Origin of the sequence: Gracilibacillus salinarum (assembly GCF_022919575.1) — a bacterium.
In the GTDB taxonomy this organism is placed as follows: domain Bacteria; phylum Bacillota; class Bacilli; order Bacillales; family Amphibacillaceae; genus Gracilibacillus; species Gracilibacillus salinarum.
On record NZ_CP095071.1, the window covers coordinates 3371512 to 3394136 of the forward strand.

Here is a 22625-nt window from a genome sequence, read left to right on the forward strand (position 1 = left end):
ACGACGCTAACCGTCCGTACTATATCCCCCGCTTCAAGATTCGAGAGATAAAAAGAAGCTAAGTGGTGGATAAATGGACGATAACTTCCTGATAAGTTTCGCTAGCAATCAGTAGGGATCAAAAACCTCCCACTGATTGAAGTCTCACTTTATCTATTAACTTAACGTATCATCTATTGTGGGAACAGGCAATAAAAAAAGCCTCTCATTATTTAATGAGAAGCTGAATATCCTTCTAGAAATTACCAGGATCAAGCATTTCCAACATTTCTCCCATTACTTCGTGGATAACGATCGTGTCTTCGACCAGGGCTACTTCGATTCCTAGTTTTTCCGTAACGGGAGCTACTTCAACTGCCCGAGCAAGATCATCCATGTAGATAACGGAAGGAATCCTGCCTAATTGTGTAACAAACTTAATAAATGTTTCCTGGGCCAACTCCGTATTAATCATTTGAAGCATGTTATAGTAAACAGCTGTTTTGGTTTCTGGATCAGTGGATAAAACAATGAAAGGAATATACGGTCTAGAATCAGCTTGCATTTGTACTGGTTCTGGAAACGGAACAACCCCATATTCCAGTTCTGATTGGTCTTTCGGTAATTCTCTTTTCATTCTTGCTAATTCTACCTCTGAGATAGTCAGCGAAACTGGCTGTATTTCTTTTGTCTGCTCGTAATTTTCTATTCCATTAATAGTCGTGTCGATCCATTGCCCGTCCTTTGAAAGTGTTAGTGCATACCAGTTATCCATTTGATCTGGAATCGTTAGTTTCTTTTTGGCGGCCTTTTGTAATACATTCCACAAAGCAGGGAAAAGTTCCTGCAAGAGCATAGCTTCCTCTTTGTCAATATACCAAGGATGATAGGCTGGTTTATAGCTGACAAAGGATGGCCATTGATTCTTGCCACGATACTTTTTATCGGCTTGCTTAATGACCTTATACTCTTCTGGGTCCAATTCATCACGGTTTACTAGATTTAATACAATGGATCTGGTATAAAGAATGGTCGTCAGATAACCAGGCTGCATCTCCTGTGTTAGAGTAGCGCATAGTGCTTTTAGTCCTTCTTCACCAACATAAGTGGATATTCCGAAATGTTGTCCGCCAGCACCCATGATCGAACAATAACAATAGTCTTTAATAGATGGAATCCAAATCGCAATAATCTGATCATCGTGTAAAAAATGCCATGGCTTTAGTTGTTTGAATCTATCAACCCATGCATAAAGTGATTGCCAATCTTCAGGGGAAGGGTATTCAACAGGAGTTTCTTCTGCGAATCCTTGTGTTTGCAGGATGGCTAATTCCTGGTTCACAAATTCTTCTAATTCACCCTCTGCCCAATCTTTTTCCATAAACTCATCACTAAAGCCCATATTGTCTTCCCCTGGACCGATGCCGGTTGCCTGTATGCATACCGGTGAGAGGTTAGGGTTTATGTTTCCTTTTTGGTCTTCTAAAGTGATTTCATGTTCCCAATTATCACCAAAATCATAGAGGTAGGTTAAGCTATCATTTGTTTGATGAAAGATATCACCAAGCATGACTTCCTCATCATTTCGCTCATCTCCAGCAGCTGGTATATCCAGCCCTTCGATAAAAGGTTTAATAGTGAGAGGTTTGTCACTTATTCCTGTTGTATTGAATGCATACAGGTGCATAGCTTGCCATTGAAAAGCTAATTGGATCGTATCATGCAATTCTCTGAAACTGCTTCTATCATCAATTATAATTGTGCGCTGTACAAGTGGCTTGTAATCTTTTAAAGAGATCTTTAACTGTAGCAATACCAAGATACTCCTTTCTCTTTATCCATTTGATCAAGCTTAACATACCGAAGAAAAAAGCGATACCAGCAGACATTTAAAGCGCTGATACCGTCTATTTAAGTTGATAGTTTTATTAGTATACCGGCAGAATGTTAAGCCAATCTCAATCTTATGTAAAAAAGAAGAGCGACTAAGGAAAAAGTATCAGATAGTTCAGAATAGAAACATAACAAGCAATTGACAAAGAAAAAGATAGCGCTTATAATCGAATGAGACGAAATTGATAATCATTATCAGTTTTGATGTGAGCGGGGAGGATATTATCTTGACACGTATAACGGCTGAACAGTTGAATGTCGGATATGGAGAAAAGTTAATTGTAAAAGATACCTGTATACAAATACCGGATCATAAAATAACCACCATTATCGGTGCAAATGGTTGTGGAAAATCAACTTTATTAAAAGCATTAACTAGAATTTTAAATCCGCAATCAGGCAGTGTAATGCTTGATGGGAAATCGATAGATAAAGAAGATACGAAAGCATTAGCGCGAAAGATGGCGATATTGCCACAGGCACCAGAGCTGACCAATGGCTTAACCGTTGGTGAATTAGTTTCCTATGGCAGATTTCCGTACCAGTCAGGGTTAGGGAGACTCTCAAAGAAAGACCATGATGTCATCAATTGGGCGTTGGAAGCTACCAATACGATTGCTTATAAATATGAAACGGTAGACTCGTTATCCGGTGGTCAACGTCAGCGTGTATGGATAGCGATGGCACTTGCGCAAGAGACAGAGATCATTTTCTTAGATGAGCCGACTACATATCTTGATATGGCTCATCAATTAGAAGTGTTAGAACTGTTGGAGCATCTCAACAAGACGTCGGGAAGAACGATCATCATGGTGTTACATGATATTAACCAGGCTGCTCGTTTTGCTGATAACATTATTGCGATGAAGAATGGATCAGTCGTGCGAGCTGGTGATGCAGAAGAAGTTGTCTGCTGTGACGTGTTACAGGAAGTGTTCCACATTAATGCTTGTGTAGCACGAGATCCATGGACGAATAAACCGATGTGTGTCACCTATAATCTAAGGCAGGCTATGCAAGAATCGAAAGCAAACTAGCGGAAAACCGTCGCTTTACCTTTGTTAAGTGATAGTTGTGCGGAAATAGTGCATGAACGGGAATTCCATTGTGAATTCCCTTTTGTTGTTTTTAGGGGGGATTAGAATGCAATATGTGAGGAGATTGCCACTTTCGATTAAATGGGTATTGTTTTTAGTTATCTTTGTAGCATCTTTTGTTGTTTCCATGGTATATGGGGCAGCTGACATTCATTTGCGTGATTTGTGGCAAGCATTAACGATGTCTGTAGAGACGGAGAAAGCATTAATCTTATATGAGTTACGCTTGCCGAGAGAAATCGGTGCTATTTTTGTTGGAGCGGGACTGGCAGTAGCCGGAGCTATTATGCAAGGATTGACAAGAAATCCGTTGGCAGATCCAGGTCTGCTAGGGTTGACAGCGGGTGCTAATTTAGCATTGACGATTGCATTGGCTTTTCTGCCTTCTGCTGGTTATCTCGGTTTATTAATTGCTAGTTTCATAGGTGCAGCGCTAGGGGCTACGCTTGTGTTCGGTATCGCTTCTGCCAAAAAAGGAGGATTCTCACCTTTTCGCATCGTTTTAGCTGGAGCTGCTATTACGGCATTTTTAACAGCGATAGCAGAAGCGATAGGACTTTACTTTCAGTTATCAAAAGATGTATCAATGTGGACCGCAGGCGGATTAATTGGTACAGCGTGGGCGCAATTGCAATGGGTAGTTCCCGTCATAGTGATTGCTTCTGTGCTGGCTTTTGTTCTGTCAAGACAGTTAACTATCCTTAGTCTTGATGAGGAAGTAGCGATTGGCCTTGGGCAGAAGGTAGGTCGAACGAAGGCACTATTATTTGTCATTATCATTTTACTAACAGGTGGATCTGTCGCCCTTGTTGGTAATCTCACGTTTGTCGGATTAATGATCCCTCATATGGTCAGAGCGTTCGTGGGTACGGACTATCGTGTGATTTTGCCGGTCTCTGTGGTGTTTGGTGCAAGCTTTATGTTACTAGCAGATACTATTGCACGTACAATTAATGCACCATTTGAAACACCGGTTTCTGCAATTGTTGGCGTATTTGGATTGTGCTTTTTCTTAATTGTTGTGAAAAAAGGGGGTAAGGAGATCGCATGATACACCCTATGTTGTTAAGAAAACAGAAATGGCTTCTGCTTATCTCTATTTTATCCATCATTGTGATTGCTTTTGTCAGTCTCGGACTGGGATATTCGTCAGTTGGTTTCTCACGGATTCCTGCAATTCTATCCGGTGATGGAACGTTTAAGGAAAATTTTGTCGTGTTTTCGTTGCGCTTGCCGAGAATTGCGATTACTATTTTGGCCGGAATGGCACTTGCCTTATCCGGTGCCATTCTGCAAGGTGTTACCAAAAATGATCTGGCTGACCCTGGTATTGTTGGGATAAATGCTGGGGCAGGAGTAGGGGTAGCGATCTATTTCCTGTTTGCTCCAATTGATGCCAATAGTTTTGTTTACTTACTTCCTATTGTTGCCTTTGTGAGTGCTTGTATGACAGCTTTTTTGATTTATATATTCTCCTATGAAAAGAAAGTAGGTCTGCATCCTGTTAAATTTGTCCTGGTAGGTGTTGGGTTTTCAATGGCTTTATCCGGACTGATGGTGGTGCTCATCTCATCTGCTGAAAGGGAAAAAGTCGATTTTATCGCGCAATGGCTGGCGGGTAATATATGGGGGGATGATTGGCCGTTTGTACTAACGTTATTACCATGGCTTCTTCTGTTAGTGCCAATTACCTTTTTTAAAAGTAATAATCTCAATATCCTGAATCTTGATGAAAAAGTGGCTGTTGGTGTTGGAATGAATAAAGAGAAGGAAAGATGGAAGCTGATTATTATGGCAGTTGCATTGGCGGCAGCAGCGGTATCTGTCACTGGTGGCATTTCTTTTGTCGGCTTAATGGCTCCTCATATTGCAAAATCACTCGTTGGTCCTAGGCATCAGCTTTTTATGCCGGTGGCACTTGTGCTTGGAGGATTATTGTTACTTATAGCGGATACAGTTGGCCGTAATGTATTGGAGCCGGACGGGCTTGCAGCTGGTATAGTAACCGCACTGATCGGCGCTCCTTATTTTATTTATTTAATGTTAAAAAAATTGTGAGCAGACAGAGTTAGTAGGGGGAATGGGAGCAATGTTTATTTGCTCTCATTCCTTTTTTATAAGCAAAGAAAGTATATAAGTACAGTCGTAGAAGTAATCATGCTGAATAGGAAGATAGGTTCCTATAATATGGATTATGTCAACTAAGGCTATATGGCAAAACGGTCATTTTGAAATATTTTGTCTGCGTTGCAAAGCTCCGGAAATAGGCTCCGCGTCCTGTGGGGCACGGCTTCAGCTAACTTAGGAAAGAAAATTCTTTTCTTTCCTAAGTGGATCTTCAGCTCGCGCTGATCCCACGGGAGTCTCCGCCTATTTCCTACGCTTTAGGGAAGTTCTACAACGTATGGAACAGCTAAAAGCAGTGGTTCTAGGCATTATGTTATTCAAAAGCTGATATTTATGGTGTGATCAATATGCTAGTAATTCCGAAAGTTGTAGAGCAAACATCCTAGCGTAGGCCAACCACGTAGACTGATATGAACGAAACTGTCAAGGCCCTCTCGCAAACAATGGAAAGTTTCTAATTTTGGGCAACCTTAAGCTAAGAGTCTATGTTGGCTCTTTTTTTAAATACTATTCAATAAGCAGAGATATGCAAAATATCTCCTTCTTCTTAGCTTACCAACTTCTCCTCTCCTATCAAAAGGATTGTCAAGTGTTCTCCTTGACGATCCTTTTGATAGGAGAGACACTTATGCAAAGCTAAGAAATAATGGGATTCACCCTTCCTTTTCAGTTATAAAGGAGGTGAACACACGGCATGAAGGCAAAAATTCTCTGCTCCGATTGGCATACTGATATCCGTGGGTTCTCACATTTTATCTTTCCGTTTCAGGATCTGTCACGAACTCCTGGCGTGCGTTCACTATTAAAACATAGCTAGCACAAGTCTACGTCGTGCGTTATCCTTTACGGTTTTTATCTTTGCCTTCAAGCCCTATATTCATTTCCTTTTATTACAGATCACTTCTTCCTTTTATTCGCGCATGCCTACTTTAATGATTACGTAAATTCATTAGTTGGTTCGTTGGCAATTGCCCATATGAAACCTGCCAACTCTCTCCCAATAGCTGTGATAACTTTACCACTTTCTTTTCCTCGTCGCATTAGTCGGAAATACTTCTTATGCAAGCGTTGTTGGGCATTCCACGAAATAGTTGTAACATTAGCTGGTTGTCCTTTTTGTCTCTTTGCCAACTCTCCTTTCACGGCAGGTGAATAACGATAACTCCATGCAGCCTCAATCAAAAGCCTTCGAACATGTCTATTTCCTGTTCTCGTTATATTACCTTGCTTCCGTATATACCCGCTGGAACTTTCCATCGGCACCAAACCTGTGTAGGCCATAAATTGGCTGGCTTTTTGAAAGCGTTCAAATGAACCGACTTCTGCCACTAAACTAGTTGCGGTGATTAAGGCTACACCTCGAAGTGACATAAGTTTTTGAATCATGGGGCATGTACACCATTTTCGGCTTCTTCTTTAATAATCTTTTCTAATCGCTTTAATCGTTGTTGAGATTCCCTAAGTTGTTGCACATATTCTTGGAATATGCTCCTTGATGTTAATCGTTTAAATGTTAAGGTGTGAAGCCATTCCCAATATCTCACACTCCATTTTCTGACTCCTTCCGGTTCTTTTCTTCCATTTCTAAGAAGAAAATGGTTCACTCTATGTTTGGCTCTTTTTTCATCTTCCTTCACATCTTCACGTCCCCGAACTAAATCACGTAAAGCCTCATCATCTTCCGTGGGGACAAAAATCGGTGTTAATTCCCCTGCGCGATAAAGGGTTGCCAGATTTAAAGCATCTCGCTTATCGGTCTTCACCTTATCACCAGGTTTCTGAGGGATTAAGGATGGCGCAATAACTTCGCAAGGGATATCCAAATGTGTAAGCAATCGATAGAGTCCATACCCAACAGCTCCGGCCTCATAACAAACTTGAAGCTCTGCGGATTCTCCTAATTTCTTCATTATCTTATCAATGGCTCCTACCGTATAGTCAATCATCCCAATATACCTTGGTTTAGAACGTCCTTCATCCGCAACGGCTACTGCTATTTTCTCTTTCGATACGTCTAATCCTACATATTTTGTGTTATACTTCATGGTACTAGCTCCTTTCGTATTTTAGCTCTGATTTGGGTTTTCATTTCATTTACGCTATACCCGGATTAACCTTCGATAATACGAAAAGGGGCTAGTTTCGTTCATAATAACTCCCGCGGGATTATGCAGGTGCTGAAGATCCACTTTGTGAAGTGATCTTCTTCACAAAGTTAGCTTCAGCCGTGCCCCGCAGGACGCGAAGTGGTTGGCTGGAGCGGTATCCTAGCACATGAATCCTTTCAAAATCACCACTAAGCAGCTAGTTAACATAATCCACATTATAAGAAGTTGTTTATTAATGAAGTCAATTAGGATCGGATGGTATATGCCCGGTTTTTTTAAAATAGTATATAATCACTCTCATTAATGAGAGAAGAAAAGGAGCCAAAAGTAGAAAGCGGTGCAACAAGATTTGTATCGTTTTGTAAGAAAGGAACCAAAAGAGGGAATTAGAAGTCCAAGATTTGTATCGTTTAGCGAGAAAGGAACCAAAAGAGGGAATTAGAAGTCCAAGATTTGTATCGTTTAGCGAGAAAGGAACCAAAAGAGGGAATTAGAAGTCCAAGATTTGTATCGTTTAGCGAGAAAGGAACCAAAAGAGGGAATCAGAAGTCCAAGATTTGTATCGTTTAGTGAGAAAGGAACCAAAAGATGGAAGCAGAAGTCCAAGATTTGTATCGTTTAACGAGAAAGGAACCAAAAGAGGGAATCAGAAGTCCAAGATTTGTATCGTTTAGCGAGAAAGAAGACAAAAGAGGGAAGCGGAGAAAGAAGATTTGTATTGTTTAAAAAGAAAGAAGACAAATGCATGGTGTTGCCCAGGTGGTTTTGTCTTCTTCGAAGAGTATGTATCATAGCGCAAGTTGGCACATAGACACTCCCCCAGCGGACCCAAAGTGGCTGGTAGAAGGTATCCCGGCACATGAATCATTTCAAAAAATTACCGCTACCGATTGGGCGTGTCACGAAAGCATATAAGTGCAGTCACAGCAGTAATCATATCTATATCGTGTAATACATGCTCATCTTAACTACCCTTCTTTCATCCTAGTCAGAGTCCTCCTCCGAATCCTCCGCCAGTTGGAGGGCCATTTCGTCGGGATTTTTCTTTTTCGATCGCCTTTTCTACTTCATTTATTTTATCTGTTCTTGTTTGAGAAGATTGGTGGGATTTTTTATTTTGCTTCCGCTTATCAAGATAAACCAATAGGGCAATGAAGAGAACGAGAAACAATCCCCACAAAAAATTTGTCAGCAAAATATCCCTCCTTTAGGAATGATCATCCTCTTCATTTTTGAAATAAACATTAGCTGCAGCTAAATACCCGATAATGGATAGAACACTTATTAGAATAATTAACCATACAGACATTTTCATCCCTCTTCCTAGTAGTTTAATATTAGCAAAAATATTACAAATTAAGGTAAAGTTATTCATTTTATTTTAACATAATATGCTAAGAAGCAATAGTAGATGTAAAGAGCTCTTTGTTTGCGCACCAAGTTATTACCTTTTTATCATAACATTATAAATTTATGGAAAATTTTGATTTATTAGCAAGACAAAAATGTTATAATTTGTATGAATGATGGAAGAAGGTGCGGATAACAATGTTTAAAAAATTCCTAAAAAAATCGGAACCTACTCACGAGGAATTCCGTCTAGTATATGATATGTTTTATTCAAGGGTTTATAGAGATGTTTTTTTTATTACACGTGATAGTCATTTAGCGCAGGATGCTTTGCAGGAAACATTTGTGAAGGCCTATAAGCATATGAATAGACTTGAAGATAAAGAAAGAATGGGGGCTTGGCTCTCTACAATTGCAACTAGAACAGCAATTGATATTCTCCGTAAACGCAAGGGATCGAGTGAAATTTTGACAGAGGATATGGCTAGGCAAGAGAGCCAAATAGAGGATCTTGGACCAGATGTGTCGAATATTGTAGAAACAAATATGATGAAAAGTGAACTGTTGGCTACAGTGCGTGAAATGAAAGCTGAATATCGAGAAGTGATGCTGCTTCGATATGTTCATGATTTGTCAGTGAAGGAAATAGCTGCAAAGTTGGATATAAATGATGGTACGGTAAAGACCAGATTACATCGTGCGAGAAGCATGGTGAAAGAGAAAGTGGAACGCGATCCTAAGAAACAATGGATTGGTGGTGAAGTGTAATGCGAGAAACAGAACAAAAGGAACGATTTATTCAATTTTTGAAGGAAGACTATCAAACTATTGATGATTCGCATTCGTCTAAAGAAGAAAGCTGGAAACGAATAGAGAAAAGTTTATCAAAAAATAAAACAAAAAGACCATCGAAAACCTTACTGGCTGTAGCTGCGATTTTGGTTGTATTACTTGGTGCAGCATGTTTACAAACGAATCAGGTTCAGGCTTTTGATTGGTTTGTTAATATTTTTGTGACGGATAATGGCGATACCACCCAAATTACTCAGACGACAAATGATGAGTCAAACGAAAATGGGCTGCCTGATATGAGTAATTTAGCAGTGGAGGAAGTGGAACAGAAGGAATATGTCGTATCCTTTGATAAGGCTCAGTCTATGACTCAATTTTATTTATTAAAACCGACATATTTACCTGAACACTATGAATTGGCTAAAGTGAATGTGTTAGAGGAAGAGTCCCAAATATCACGGGTATCGTTGCGCTTTGTTAAGGCGGACGGACAATTAATACGTTTAACACAAACGTATCAGCCCGATGAATTTGCCAGTGCAAAAGTAGTCGACAATAAGGATACGAAGGTGAAGAATGTCCCATTGTCAGATGGAGAAGCAAGGTTAGTTGAATTTAGAGATGGTGATAGGCAATTAATCTGGAGCACGCCTCACATGAATTGGTTGCTTGAAGGGGTTATTTCAGAAAAGGAAATCATAAAAGTGGCAGAGTCCCTGGAATGAGAAAAGTTTCGTATCCATAAAGTGATACGAAACTTTTTTGGATTGGTAAAGAGACCATATAGAAACAATGAAAAGGTGGCAATGCAGAATTAGTCATGCCTATTTAAATCAGTCAGAAAGTGCATGAACCATTTCAAAATTTTCAATATAAAGTTTCTAATACGATAATGAACCGGTAACAGAGATGAGTTGCTCGATCGTGCCATAATGCGAGATGGAATGGATGGTTCGGACCCGGTATTGATAGCCCTTCTCCACTTTGAAGTTTACACTGCCACTGACAGATTTACTGGTATAGTTAACAAATCGTTTATTGCTGTCTGTTGTATACCAATTTCCTGATGCTTTGTCTCTGACTTGCAGATAAATATTACAGGAAACTTGCTGAACAGATGAATAGCTATAGGTACTACAGCTACTGCCAATGGTTTGCGAATTTATTTTGCGGATGGATGAATTTCCTTCTTTAATGTACTCACTGGTCTGAATTTGAATAATGTCTTGTTTGATCTGGGGCGTGGCTGTATTTTCTGCAGCCTCTGTTTCATTGCTGAAAAATAATAAACTAAAGATGAATACACATGATGGGAAAAATACAAGTTTGAATAATTTCATTTTACATTTCCCCTCCTAATGTTATTGCTTTAAAATTAAGACGTTTGAATCAAGAAAATGGTTACAATAATATTTTGTGTGCGACTTTTGTTGGGGTTCGATTTGTCTTTTATTATGTCAATTTATATTACGCTAAACTATTCGCAGGAACCTTTAATGTGTAAAATAATCTTCAATAAGAAGTAAGGTTGGTGTTATATGATAAGTAGAAAGAGCAGAAAAGGAATGTCTTTACAGAAATTATTAAAGCTTGACCCATTACAAGAAGCGAAACAATTATCTGTGCAGGATGCAGATAATGTAATGGTGGATCATATTCACGTTATTCGTTCACAAGCAGATGAACGGTTCATTCGCGCAGGTGAATTTGTCTTAACGACAGAATATGCATTTAGACACAATGCAATTGAACTAATCACGTTTATCGAGAAGCTTTCTGAGAGAGGTGCCGCGGGGATTGGGATAAAAGTGGATAACTATTTAACTGGTGTTCCAGAGGAAGTGGTACGTCGGGCAATTGCACTAGACTTTCCAGTAGTAGAAATTGCACCTGACACGGTTTTTTCTGATGTAGTGCAGCTAGTACTGGAAGAAATCGATCATCAGAAATCAGAGTATTTACTTTCTGTTTATAACCGATTGCATACTTTTACAAACTCTATTGTTGCGGAGGAGAAACTTCAAGATATAGTCGCCGAATTAGAACAAATGATAGGAAATCCTATTATTATTATAGATCTCACTGGGAATATAATAGCCCCGCTATTATCGATTATTTTAGATTCAAATGAGCTTTATCAACTGGCTTCTGCGTTGGAGAAGAAAGCAGGTACAGGAACTATTGAAGTAGAATTACGAGAGGAAGAGTTTGTTGCATATGCCTTTCCTCTAACTAAGAAGCGTATATATTCTCATACACCGTATATTGCTTGTATGGAAACGAATCAGCCATTGACAGACGTCGACTTTTTAACGTTGAATAAGATAAGTTCAACTCTGCTTGTAGAATTAACGCATTTGCAATTTAAAGATCAGAAGAAAGAAGAATATTTGTCGTCTTTTCTGCGGGGGTTATTACTCGGGGAGCAGACAGCGATGGATCAGATGAAACCTCAATCAGCCATTACCAATATGAATTTGGATAAAATGTGGTTGCAAGTATTTATTCTCCATACAGATGAACCATCGTTAATGGATCAACAATATACCATCATAAAGAATAATTTAAATAAAACTGTAAAAAGTAAATTATTAGTTACTAAGTATGATAGAGAGATTGTTTTTTTGATTGCCGATGAGGATAAACAGAAATTGCCGCTTAGTATCAAAATGATCGAAAATGAATTAGAACGCTTTTGGCAACATAAAGAGAATGATGTTCAATTTGTGTTATTAATTGGCAAAGCTGTACAAAAGCTTGCAGATGTAAGTGAAAGTTATCAGCAGGCGATGCAAACTCGTAACATCTATCAAGAATATGACCTTGAAAAAAGAAGTGTCTATTTCAAAGATATGCATGTCTATCGGTTGTTGTACTTGCTGCCAAATTCAGAAGAACGGAACGAATATCTTCAAGGTATTTTGGGACCGTTGTTACGAAATGCCAAAAACGAGATGTTGCTAGAAACATTGCGTGTTTATTTTACTGAAAACAAAAACATGGAAATATCAGCGAAACGGTTAAACATTCATTATCATACAATTGTTCATAGGTTTGAACGTATCAAGAAGTTGCTTGGTGTGGATATAGAGGACCCTGAGGTTGCGCTAGAATTACAGATTGCGTTAAAGCTAATGAAGAACCACTAAAAATATCAGGAAATTTGTTTCCTGATATTTTTAAGTTGAATAAAGGTGAGTGCCATTTTCACTCGTAATAAGTCGTCGATGTTCTTTAAATCGATTTGCAATAAATTACTGATTTTATCAAGGCGGTAGACGACCGTATTCCGGTGTACGAACAAGCGGTTTGCTACTTCTTTTAAGTTACCGTTACATTCAATATATGTCTCCAGTGTTGCCAGCATGTCTTTCTCGAAGTTAGTACTGTCATGCAGCAATGTGTCGAATGTATTTTGGTAGAAGGTTTCCATTAAATGATCTGGAATATATTGATATAAACTAAAGAAATCCAGATCTTCTGTGATGATAACATTTTCGTTGTAATCTAGTTCTTTAGCTAAACGACTAGCATTTGTACATTCCTGGACAGAAGAAGGGAAAGCTGCTAGTTCCTGATGTTGTCTGCTCACGATCAAATGTCCTTGTATATTCGCTGCATGAAGCAATTCTTCTAATACCGGTAAAAAAAGATTGGTTCGCTGAAATACTCGATCTTTCGCGTTGGGATCAAAAACAACGGCTAATGGATACCCTTGCCAAGTGAAAAACTTTAATAGATAAGATTTAAAGTATGGATGTCTTATCATTTTTTCTTTCAAAATTAAAATTTCGTTGCTTGTTAAATCATTGCTGTTATTCAACAGAATCGTCCAATAGGGTGATGCTGTTAGTGGCTGCTCTTCTGCTGTTAACTGCTCTGCGAAGGTGGCAATATCGATCCTGTTTTCTGTATAATCCTTCAATAATGATTGGAAAGACACTTCTTTTTCTATGTTTGCTAAACTTTTCGGGTGGTTGGATAGGTATGCTGCTACAATTTCACCAATTTGATCGAAAAGCATTTCTTCTTCTTTGGTTAATTGATTATCAACATCATCGAGAATGAATAAATAACCATAGTGTTCTCCCTTATGGATTAGTTCCAATGAGATATGTTCCGCTTGGTTATTTTGCCACTTTTGCAGCAACTGTGCAGCTGTTAGTTTTGTATAATTGTGCAGCACCTCTAGATCTGCTGATAATAAGGTGAATGGGTATTGAATGAATCTTGCGACAAGCGTTAAGTAATCATCAAAATCATGGTCAAGCTGTTGAAAGGTAAGTAATTCTTTTTGTGTGACCAATTTATCATGAAGCCATTTTTCTTTTTTGAGATGTGCTTCATCATATAAGGCTTTAATCTGGTCTGAAAATGTATAGGAATATGGTAATTCAAAAATAGGAAAATCTAATTTGTTTGCAATATCAATGATAGCCTGTGGAATCTCCTTCCAATATCTCCCCAGCTTGATCCCTAATCCTGCACACTGTTTATTCTCTAACTCTTTAATAATATTTATAGCTTTATCTAAATTGTCTTTCCATATAAAAGCTGTAGTGAACAATAATTCTCCTTTTTTTACCCAGTTCTGAATATCGGGAGCATCCATAATATTTACTGCTGTGATCCAGCGAGTTGTACTTTGAGTGCCAGCTACTAGCTTTGACTGAGAAAACGGGAATACACCTAATGCTTCTTTGATGGTTAAATGCACTGATAACACCCCTAACTTCCTTGTTATTTATCATGATTATACAGAACCTTTCGAAGGATTCCTGTTTATTTGTTAGTTTATCTAACACGAAAATATCGTAATTAGCCATCACTCATTCACTGATTTTTATAAAAAGTCAATGTGGTAAGCGAGTGTAATGCTATTCATTGTGAATATAACCAAAAACAAAACGCTTAGTTATGGTAAATAACAAATGATGTAAACTATATTGACGTTGATATGATCGTGATTGTATAGTTAAGCACATAACTTAGTTTGGGGGTGTGGCAATGAATGATCAATGGCAAGCTTTTGTGGATGGAACGTGTAATGTAGCTCCGAAACAGTTGAATGGCCCTTTATATCCGTATACCTTCGCGGTGAAAGATGTCTTTGATGTACAGGGTTATCTCAACACAGCAGGAAACCCTGATTGGAAACGAACGCATACACCAGCTAAATCAACAGCTCCTGCTATCGAAGCATTACTCGAAAATGGGGCATCGTTAATAGGGAAAACGCACACAGATGAATTAATGTACAGTTTGAACGGGGAGAATTTTCATTATGGAACGCCGATTAATCCGAGAGCAGCGGATCGTATTCCAGGTGGTTCTTCCAGTGGTTCGGCAGTAGCGGTTGCTGCAAGGTTGGTAGACTTTTCTATTGGTACGGATACAGGAGGAAGTGTCCGAATCCCCTCAAGTTATTGTGGAATTATTGGTTATCGTCCTTCACATCACGCGATTGATATAAGTGGTGTTATTCCGTTAGCTGATAGATTTGATACGGTTGGAATTATGGTGAATGATTTCAAAGTACTTGAGAAAGTGTCCGATGTGTTACTGGATCAATCTGTTCCAACAGAGCATGGGTTTACAACAATGCTGTTTCCGACAGACATATGGGCAATGGCTACAGATGCTGTGAAAGCTGAGCAAAAAAATATACCATTGCTAGGTTGCAGAATGGAAGAAATAGAGATTGCAGGAGATGAATTATCAGAATGGAAGGAAGTATTTCGCGTTCTGCAAGGCTATGAAATCTGGCAAAATCATGGGGCGTGGATTGAAGCCACGCATCCAACCTTCGGCCCTGGAATCATGGAACGTTTTCAATGGACCAAGACAATCACAAAGTCAGACGTGGAGGCAGCTAAGAAGAAACAGAAAATAATTCAGACAAGAATGAAAGAGGTATTGCCCGATGGATTTTTATTGGTAATGCCAACCTCGCCAAATATCGCACCACTACTTAACATGGAAGAAGAGAAACTTCATCTTCATCGACAAAAACTACTAACAATGACTAGCATTGCAGGATTGAACCAATTACCTCAACTATCTCTTCCGTGGATAGAAATAGACGGAAGCCCTGTAGGACTATCTATCATAGCAGGAAAAAATCAGGATCATAGATTAATTAAATTTGTCGGAAAATTCTATCAATTTTTAAGCGGTAATCAGAAGGGTGGGAAGACGAAGTGAAATTAGCGACAGTTTTGCACGAGGGAGAAGAAAAGGCGGTTATTGTACAAAACGAACAATATTACTTAATTGAATCATTGAATGATATGGAGAATACAGATTGGCCAAGTGGAATACTCGAAATGATTGAAGGAGATCATCTGGACAAACTAAAAAAATGGTATGAAGAAAAAGGGAGAACTTTATTGGAGAAATGCCATGCAATAGACAAGGATACAATCCGTCCTGCTCCTTTATACAGAAAACCTAGAAAGATTTGGGGTATCGGAATGAATTATATTACCCCCAGTCAAGGCAAGCTTGAAGGTATTCCGTATTCAGATCCAGTCAGTTTTATGAAGCCAGATACTACTATAATCGGCCCGGGTGATGTCATTCAAATTCCTAAAGGCTCGACTAACACCACGGCGGAAGCAGAACTTGCCATTATTATCGGTCAAACATGTCGACATGTAGAACCTGAAGATGCTCGACATTATATTGCAGGATACGCAATAGCACTCGACATGACAGAGTCTGATATTCATGCTGAAAATCACCGGTATTTAACGAGGGCGAAAAGTTTTGATACATTTTTTAGCTTTGGTTCTGAATTCGTGACAGCAGATGAATGGCCGGAAGTTGGTCAAATGGAGGTGGAGACTTACCATAATGATCAATTAGTTGCCCGAAACCAAGTCCGGAATATGCGGTATTCGCCATCTTTTATCGTAAGCTTCCATTCAAAAGTGATGACGCTGTTGCCAGGAGATATTATTCTGACGGGTACTCCTGGCAAGGTGATTATTCGTGATCAGGATACAATTGAAGCAAGAATTAACGGATTTAAGCCATTAATTAATGTAGTAGAACAATAATGAATCAAGGGGGAAATCATCAAACCATTAAGGTGACGGAATTTATGACAGGATTAACAGATAATAAAATTGTCATTCTCTTATTAATTAACATTATTATTCTAGTTGCAGGTATGTTTTTGGATGGTTCTTCTTTAATCGTCATTTTAGCACCATTATTTTATGCTATCGGGGTATCGTATGGCATCGACCCAGTCCATTTAGGAGTTATTATGACAGTGAATTCAGCAATCGGTATGTTCACACCACCATTTGGATTAAATCTTTTTGTGTTGATGGGCATATCGCGTCAAGGTTTATTGAAACTGTCGAAAGGAATGGTACCTTTCATCGCAATTTCTCTGATTGTTTTATATTTTGCTGTTTTATTTCGTTTCGAAAGCAAAACAAGCCTTTTCTTGACATTTTGTTAAGCAACTTGCATGCTATACTTAAATAGAATCGTGCGAAAGGATGCTTGGCTTGAAATTAGATGAAAAGGACAAAAAGATATTAGAGTTACTTTCTGTTAATGGTCGGATGTCATATGTGGATATAGGCAAAGAACTCGGTCTATCCAGGGTTGCGGTGAGAGAGCGGGTCAATCAGTTGATTGATGCAGGTATTATTGAAGGATTCAGTGCTGTCATTAATTCAGAGAAAGTAGGGATGCAAGTATCTGCCTTTTTTGAAGTGGATTGTCATCCGTCTTCATTAGTGGAGGTGGCCGAAACATTAGCCGACAATCCGTATGTAGCAAGCTGTTATCAGATGACAGGCCCAAGTACATTACATATGCATGTGCTGGTGGAGGATTTTAAAAAGCTGGAATCATTTATTAATGAAGATTTATATAGTCTAAGCGGCATCACGAGGGTGGAAAGCCATATTTTATTACGAAGGTTTAAAAGTAGAAAGGGTCTTAAGTTATAAAAGGTCGGAGCAAAAGAACTTAGCCACAATAATAGCTGGAGATAACATGAACTTTGTTACATACATGTTATCTCCGGCTATTATAATTACGGATAATGTCAGCTGACTGCTAAATGGTAATTTTGAAATAATTCAAGTGCTGGGATACCGCTCCGGCCAACCACTTCGCGTCCTGCGGGGCACGGCTGAAGCTAACTTTGTGAAGAAGATCACTTCACAAAGTGGATCTCCAGCACCTGCCTGTCCCACGGGAGTCTACGTGGTTGGCCTACGCTAGGATGGATGCTCTACAACTTTGGGAATTGCTAGCATATTGATTGCACCATAAATATCTACTTTTGAATAACATTATGCCTAGAACCACTGCTTTTACCTGTTACATACGTTGTAGCACTTCCCTTAAGCGCAGGAAATAGGCGGAGACTCCCGTGGAATCAGCGCGAGCTGAAGATCCATTTCATTTGTGCCTGCGTCTGCAAGTACCGCTTCGAAGGGAGCTTCCCCGGCACAAGGCAGCAAAGATGTAGTTCAAAGTAGTAGCCTAGCTGAAGCCGTGCCCACAGGACGCGGAGCCTATTTCCGGAGCTTTGCTAAGCAGATGAAATGTATCAAAATTACCACAAAGTCAGGCAGATCTACTTTACACAATCCATATTATAGGAAGTTGTTTCTTAATCAGGCAAGAAAGACAGCTCCGTAACATAGAGCCCCCAGAATAACAAAGGCTGGATGGACTTTTAGTTTTACTAAGAAAAGCCAGCTTAGTCCGATTAATAGAATGGTTTGGAATACCCCTTCATTATCATACGATTGAAAAAAGAACTGATAGGTTAAGATACCTAGTAAGACGGCAATGGTAGGTCGTATGAACATGGTCATTCTTTTGACTTTTGGTGAATTTCGGAATTTATATAAGATACTTAGTAGTATGATCATTAATAGTAATGATGGAGCAACGGTTGCAAAGATACCGACGCTTGCCCCAAGAATACCTGCCTGTTCAAATCCGATATAGCCTGCCATTTTGGTAGCGATAGGACCTGGCAGAGCATTGCCGATAGCAAGCACTTCACCGAATTCAGACAGACTTAACCATTCATAACGATTAACGACTTCGTTTTGCACTAGCGGAATACTGGCAGGGCCGCCACCATAGCCAACTATTCCAGGGATGAAAAAGGCAAGGAATATCTCCCAATATATCATTTCACTTCCTCCTCCTCTGTTGCTTTTTCTTTCGGTGTGGTAGTAAATGCAATGATTAACAAAATGATAATAATAATAGCGGGATGAATGTTAAGAAATTGGAGCAGAATCGTACTCACGACGATCAGGCCAACATTGAATTTCCAACCAAGATCTTTGTGTCCCTTTTTCACGAAATCCCATGTCAAAATGGCGAGCATAACGCCGACTACTGGAACGATTGCGTGTGTCATGCCTGTCACCCAGGGTAATTCACTAAAGGTGCGTAGAGAAACGAGCAGAAATATCATGGCAATGATCGAAGGCAAAATAGTCGATATGACAGCATTCAAAACACCTAACCAGCCAGATACGCGATAACCGATGTAGCCTGCCATTTTGGTGGCGATAGGACCTGGTAATGTATTGCCGATTGCCAGGATATCTGAAAATTCATCATCGTCCATCCATTTGTAGTGATCCACTACTTCTTTATGTACTAACGGAATGGATGAGGGTCCGCCACCATAGCCTAAGATGCCGACTTTGAAAAAAGCCCAAAAAATTTGAAAGTGCTTCATTTTGTGGAATCCCCTTTCTTTATTGCTTATTGTTATTTTACCACATTCATGTTACTATTGTTAAGTAATAATAAATAAATAGTTTACAAAAGAAACTTTTAAATTAAATATAATAACTAATGTTAAAATTGGTGGTGATAAAATGAAGGCTAATCGATCAACGACGATAGCGAGAAATGGTGCAGTAACCTCTCCACACTATTTAGCTTCCCAAACAGGGATGAAAATATTGCAAAATGGAGGTAATGCGATGCATGCCGCGGTTGCGATTGCTGCAACGCTTGGTGTTGTGTATCCACATATGAACGGCATTGGAGGAGATAATTTTTGGCTGATATATAATGCAGAAGAACGGCGATTGAAGGGACTTAATGCCAGTGGTAAAGCTGGTCATTTCGCCAGTCGCGAAACCTATCGTCAGCTAGGCTATCAGCGAATACCAGAAAGAGGTTACCTCGCAGCTAACACAGTTCCTGGGGCTTTATCAGGATGGGTTGAAGCGTATGAATATGCGGAAGCATCTACTAATCAATCGATGGAATGGTCCGATTTGCTAGTTGATGCTATTGATTATGCCAATAATGGTTTTCCTGTTACAAACAGTCAGATCAAGATGGCTGTCCAGTTCTTGGAGGAAGACCGTCAAGAAGATGATCCATTTTATCAGATTTATGTGAAGCCGTTAGTAGATCAAATAAAGCATGGTGATTTATTTTACCAGAAAGACTTGGCGAATACGCTACAGCAAATTGCCAAGGATAAAGGTTATTCTTTTTATCATGGCGATTTAGCTACGAAGATGGTGCGAGCAAGTCAAATGGAACAAGGGTTATTAACCATGGAGGACTTCGCCAGCCATCGTGCTGATTGGGTAGAGCCGCTATCTGTTGAATATCGGGATTGCCGTGCCTATAATTTACCTCCAAATACCCAAGGGATTGCTTCTTTATCTATACTAAATATTCTCAATCAAATTGATTTATCAACGATTGATGATCAAGAAGCAGCTTACTATCATATCATTGTGGAAGCGACGAAGCTTGCCTTTCGTGACAGAGACAAATGGGTGACAGATCCAGCCTTTACGAATCCGCCGGTTAAAAGTTTATTATCTGCTGAATATGGCAAAGAACTTGCGGGGAGAATTTCCAGTGAGAAATCATTGCTTTTTGAAAAGAATTTAGATCCTCGAGGAGATACAGTTTGGTTCGGCGTTGTAGATCAGTGGGGGAATGCTGTGTCTATGATTCAGAGTATTTATCATGAATATGGAGCAGCTGTTGTGCCGGAAGACACTGGTATTATTCTGCAGAACAGAGGCAGTTTCTTTTCGTTGGATCAACATGCGATCAACCGTTTAGAACCTAATAAGCGAACGTTCCATACGTTAAATCCAGCGATGCTGTTCAAAAATGATAAACCTTATCTTGTTTATGGCACGATGGGCGGTGAAGGACAGCCTCAGACGCAAGCGGCTTTGGTAACAAGAGTGATTGATTACGATTATTCCGTGCAAGCAGCTATTGAAGCACCGCGTTGGCTGTTTGGCAGGACGTGGGGAGCATCATCGAACTCATTGAAACTAGAAAATCGTATCACAGAAAATATACGCAAGGAATTATTTGATAGCGGACATGATATTGAAGTGGTAGAAGCATACAGTGACCTGATGGGACATGCAGGTGCCATCAAGATTAATGAGAATAATGTGAAGCATGCAGGAAGTGATCCCAGAAGTGATGGGCTTGCCTTGGGATATTAAAGGAGAAAGCTAATGTTCAAGTGAGCATTAGCTTTCTTTATTGCTATTGGATTGTTGCATTGCTTTGAGAAAATAAGCGGTAGGTAATAACACGCCAATGGCTGCTTGAATCAAGGCAAAAAAACGAGCGGAATTCACTGGCAGCATATCCCCGTATCCGACAGAGAGCATAGTGACACCGCTGAAGTACAACAGGTTTCCAAACGTAGGTTCAATTGGCTTATTGGAAGAAAGGCTTTGCACCAGCACGGTTTCCTGGAACGACAATGCGTAGTATAAGATAGCAAATCCGAATGTAACAGCTGTCAGAACGAAGAATAATTTTTTGAATAGGACACCACTGAAATAGCTGTCCTTATACGTTTTATTCGTAAAAAAATACACCAATTGAATGATGATAAAAAGAATAGCAGCTAAAATGATAACTTTTGACAAAATGTTTCCACTCCTTAGTATTGTCATACAGGACGTATGGCATATCTGTTCTCTATTGAACATACCCTTATGAGGAAACATAAAACCCTATCTGTTAAGAAGAGGAAAAAGCGAAGGGGAGAGAAAATTCTCATATTATTTGTTACAATACTTGAGAAGGTTAGTAGAAAGGAAGTTAATACATGACAATTGTCAACCAAGCTACGCGTCCTATTACGCCATCATTTGATCCGTGGGAAGCATATTTGGATGTGGAACAATATGGTGAAATGACGCTAACAAATATAGAATTTACGACCACCCATTTATGTAATATGCGTTGTGCCCATTGTGCGGTAGGTTATACGTTAAAAAATAAAGATCCAGACGCGCTGCCGTTTTCCTTGTTAAAAGAGCGGCTCGATGAAATTCCGCATTTACGAACATTGAGTATTACGGGCGGAGAGCCGATGATGTCCAAAAAGTCTGTGCGTGATTATGTTGTACCGCTGCTTCGATATGCGCATGAACGTGGAGTTCGGACGCAGATTAACTCTAATTTGACATTGCCATATGATCGTTATGAACAAATTATCCCGTATTTGGATGTGCTACATATCTCGCATAATTGGGGAACGCCAGAAGAGTTTGCGGAGACTGGTTTTGCCAATATGGATCGTAAACCTAGTGAAGAAAATAGAAAAAAATATTTTGACCGCATGGTGGAAAATTCACAGAAACTTGCGGCAGAAGGTGTGATGGTGTCAGCAGAAACAATGCTGAATAAGCGTACCTTTCCATATTTAGAATCTATTCATGACCACATCGTGGAAATGGGCTGTGCACGTCATGAAGTTCATCCGATGTACCCGGTCGATTTTGCCAGTAATTTAGAAACCTTATCATTGCAGGAAATGCAAGAGGGGATAGAACGATTGCTTGATCATCGTGATGAATCAACGTGGATGTTGTTTGGTACATTACCATTCTATCCTTGTAATAAGGATGAGAAAGAGCTGGCGTTATTAAAAAGGTTATATCAAGAACGAAATGTTACGGTGAGGAATGATCCTGATGGTCGTTCGCGTTTAAATGTAAATATTTTTTCAGGTGAAGTAATTGTGACGGATTTTGGTGATGAGGAAGAGCCATCATTAGGAAATATCCAGACAATCCCATTGCAAACTTCATATGAGCGCTGGATGGCGTCCAAAACAGCAAAATCGTTAAATTGTCATTGTCCGGCGGTAAAATGCTTAGGTCCAAATATTCTTGTGAAAAACACCTATTATCAAGATGTTGACTTTACAAAAAGGTCTGCGAATATATCGAGATAAATAAATGGGAATTCGGACGCTGACTTT

General features: G+C 39.4%; 22 protein-coding genes. 13 read left to right on the top strand and 9 right to left on the bottom strand.

The window, feature by feature from the left end:
- Positions 1–235: 235 nt before the first annotated feature.
- Entirely contained in the window at positions 236–1792 is a 1557-nt protein-coding gene (locus tag MUN87_RS15775) for a plasmid pRiA4b ORF-3 family protein (protein ID WP_244741565.1), read from the bottom strand.
- Positions 1793–2099: 307 nt separating this feature from the next.
- Between MUN87_RS15775 and MUN87_RS15780 the strand changes: the two genes are divergently transcribed.
- From MUN87_RS15780 to MUN87_RS15790, 3 genes are all read left to right on the top strand, one after another.
- Complete coding sequence (locus MUN87_RS15780) at positions 2100–2909, top strand: ABC transporter ATP-binding protein (RefSeq protein WP_244741567.1); 810 nt, start codon at positions 2100–2102, stop codon at positions 2907–2909.
- 106 nt (positions 2910–3015) lie between these two features.
- On the top strand, positions 3016–4020 hold the full coding sequence (locus MUN87_RS15785) for a FecCD family ABC transporter permease (protein WP_244741569.1): 1005 nt from the start codon (positions 3016–3018) through the stop codon (positions 4018–4020).
- A complete protein-coding gene (locus tag MUN87_RS15790; protein ID WP_244741571.1) occupies positions 4017–5027 on the top strand; it encodes a FecCD family ABC transporter permease in 1011 nt (336 codons plus the stop codon). Before MUN87_RS15785 ends, MUN87_RS15790 begins: the two co-directional genes overlap by 4 nt.
- Before the next feature lie 1005 nt (positions 5028–6032).
- On the opposite strand, the gene MUN87_RS15795 is transcribed toward MUN87_RS15790, so the two are convergent.
- Positions 6033–6482: a transposase gene (locus MUN87_RS15795; RefSeq protein WP_244741573.1), complete on the bottom strand. Its 450-nt coding sequence runs from the start codon at positions 6480–6482 to the stop codon at positions 6033–6035.
- On the bottom strand, positions 6479–7141 hold the full coding sequence (locus MUN87_RS15800) for an IS110 family transposase (protein WP_244741575.1): 663 nt from the start codon (positions 7139–7141) through the stop codon (positions 6479–6481). The genes MUN87_RS15795 and MUN87_RS15800 overlap by 4 nt, the downstream gene beginning before the upstream one ends.
- Before the next feature lie 651 nt (positions 7142–7792).
- On the opposite strand from MUN87_RS15800, the gene MUN87_RS15805 reads away from it, so the two are divergent.
- Complete coding sequence (locus MUN87_RS15805; protein ID WP_244741576.1) at positions 7793–7930, top strand: hypothetical protein; 138 nt, start codon at positions 7793–7795, stop codon at positions 7928–7930.
- A 262-nt stretch (positions 7931–8192) separates the two neighbouring features.
- On the opposite strand, the gene MUN87_RS15810 is transcribed toward MUN87_RS15805, so the two are convergent.
- Positions 8193–8399, bottom strand: a complete 207-nt coding sequence (locus MUN87_RS15810) for a hypothetical protein (RefSeq protein ID WP_244741578.1) — start codon at positions 8397–8399, stop codon at positions 8193–8195.
- Between the two features lie 353 nt (positions 8400–8752).
- On the opposite strand from MUN87_RS15810, the gene MUN87_RS15815 reads away from it, so the two are divergent.
- Complete coding sequence (locus MUN87_RS15815; RefSeq protein ID WP_244741580.1) at positions 8753–9322, top strand: RNA polymerase sigma factor; 570 nt, start codon at positions 8753–8755, stop codon at positions 9320–9322.
- Complete coding sequence (locus MUN87_RS15820; protein ID WP_244741581.1) at positions 9322–10071, top strand: DUF4367 domain-containing protein; 750 nt, start codon at positions 9322–9324, stop codon at positions 10069–10071. The genes MUN87_RS15815 and MUN87_RS15820 overlap by 1 nt, the downstream gene beginning before the upstream one ends.
- 156 nt (positions 10072–10227) lie before the next feature.
- Here MUN87_RS15820 and MUN87_RS15825 read toward each other — a convergent pair whose 3' ends face one another.
- Positions 10228–10686 (bottom strand): DUF6147 family protein, encoded by a 459-nt coding sequence (locus MUN87_RS15825; RefSeq protein ID WP_244741583.1) that lies wholly within the window; start codon positions 10684–10686, stop codon positions 10228–10230.
- 198 nt (positions 10687–10884) lie between these two features.
- Between MUN87_RS15825 and MUN87_RS15830 the strand changes: the two genes are divergently transcribed.
- On the top strand, positions 10885–12495 hold the full coding sequence (locus MUN87_RS15830) for a PucR family transcriptional regulator (RefSeq protein WP_244741585.1): 1611 nt from the start codon (positions 10885–10887) through the stop codon (positions 12493–12495).
- Positions 12496–12500: 5 nt separating this feature from the next.
- Here MUN87_RS15830 and MUN87_RS15835 read toward each other — a convergent pair whose 3' ends face one another.
- Positions 12501–14063 (bottom strand): PucR family transcriptional regulator, encoded by a 1563-nt coding sequence (locus tag MUN87_RS15835; RefSeq protein WP_244741586.1) that lies wholly within the window; start codon positions 14061–14063, stop codon positions 12501–12503.
- A 290-nt stretch (positions 14064–14353) separates the two neighbouring features.
- Between MUN87_RS15835 and MUN87_RS15840 the strand changes: the two genes are divergently transcribed.
- From MUN87_RS15840 to MUN87_RS15855, 4 genes are read left to right on the top strand one after another with little or no spacing between them, the layout of a single operon-like run.
- On the top strand, positions 14354–15550 hold the full coding sequence (locus tag MUN87_RS15840; protein ID WP_244741588.1) for an amidase: 1197 nt from the start codon (positions 14354–14356) through the stop codon (positions 15548–15550).
- Positions 15547–16407, top strand: a complete 861-nt coding sequence (locus MUN87_RS15845; protein WP_244741590.1) for a fumarylacetoacetate hydrolase family protein — start codon at positions 15547–15549, stop codon at positions 16405–16407. Before MUN87_RS15840 ends, MUN87_RS15845 begins: the two co-directional genes overlap by 4 nt.
- Before the next feature lie 44 nt (positions 16408–16451).
- Positions 16452–16820 (top strand): TRAP transporter large permease subunit, encoded by a 369-nt coding sequence (locus MUN87_RS15850; protein ID WP_244741591.1) that lies wholly within the window; start codon positions 16452–16454, stop codon positions 16818–16820.
- Positions 16821–16869: 49 nt separating this feature from the next.
- Positions 16870–17319, top strand: coding sequence for an Lrp/AsnC family transcriptional regulator (locus tag MUN87_RS15855; protein WP_244741593.1), 450 nt, complete (start codon positions 16870–16872; stop codon positions 17317–17319).
- 675 nt (positions 17320–17994) lie between these two features.
- Here the strand turns inward: MUN87_RS15855 and MUN87_RS15860 are convergent.
- Entirely contained in the window at positions 17995–18525 is a 531-nt protein-coding gene (locus tag MUN87_RS15860) for a chromate transporter (protein ID WP_244741595.1), read from the bottom strand.
- Positions 18522–19085, bottom strand: coding sequence for a chromate transporter (locus MUN87_RS15865; RefSeq protein ID WP_244741597.1), 564 nt, complete (start codon positions 19083–19085; stop codon positions 18522–18524). The genes MUN87_RS15860 and MUN87_RS15865 overlap by 4 nt, the downstream gene beginning before the upstream one ends.
- 142 nt (positions 19086–19227) lie before the next feature.
- On the opposite strand from MUN87_RS15865, the gene ggt reads away from it, so the two are divergent.
- On the top strand, positions 19228–20847 hold the full coding sequence (ggt, locus tag MUN87_RS15870) for a gamma-glutamyltransferase (RefSeq protein ID WP_244741599.1): 1620 nt from the start codon (positions 19228–19230) through the stop codon (positions 20845–20847).
- A 27-nt stretch (positions 20848–20874) separates the two neighbouring features.
- Here ggt and MUN87_RS15875 read toward each other — a convergent pair whose 3' ends face one another.
- Positions 20875–21282 carry a potassium channel family protein gene (locus MUN87_RS15875; RefSeq protein WP_244741600.1) on the bottom strand — a complete coding sequence of 136 codons (408 nt, stop codon included), beginning with the start codon at positions 21280–21282 and terminating at the stop codon, positions 20875–20877.
- Between the two features lie 182 nt (positions 21283–21464).
- Between MUN87_RS15875 and yfkAB the strand changes: the two genes are divergently transcribed.
- The gene (gene yfkAB, locus MUN87_RS15880; RefSeq protein ID WP_244741602.1) at positions 21465–22598 is read left to right on the top strand and encodes a radical SAM/CxCxxxxC motif protein YfkAB; all 1134 of its coding nucleotides are present in this window, start codon (positions 21465–21467) and stop codon (positions 22596–22598) included.
- Positions 22599–22625: the final 27 nt, after the last annotated feature.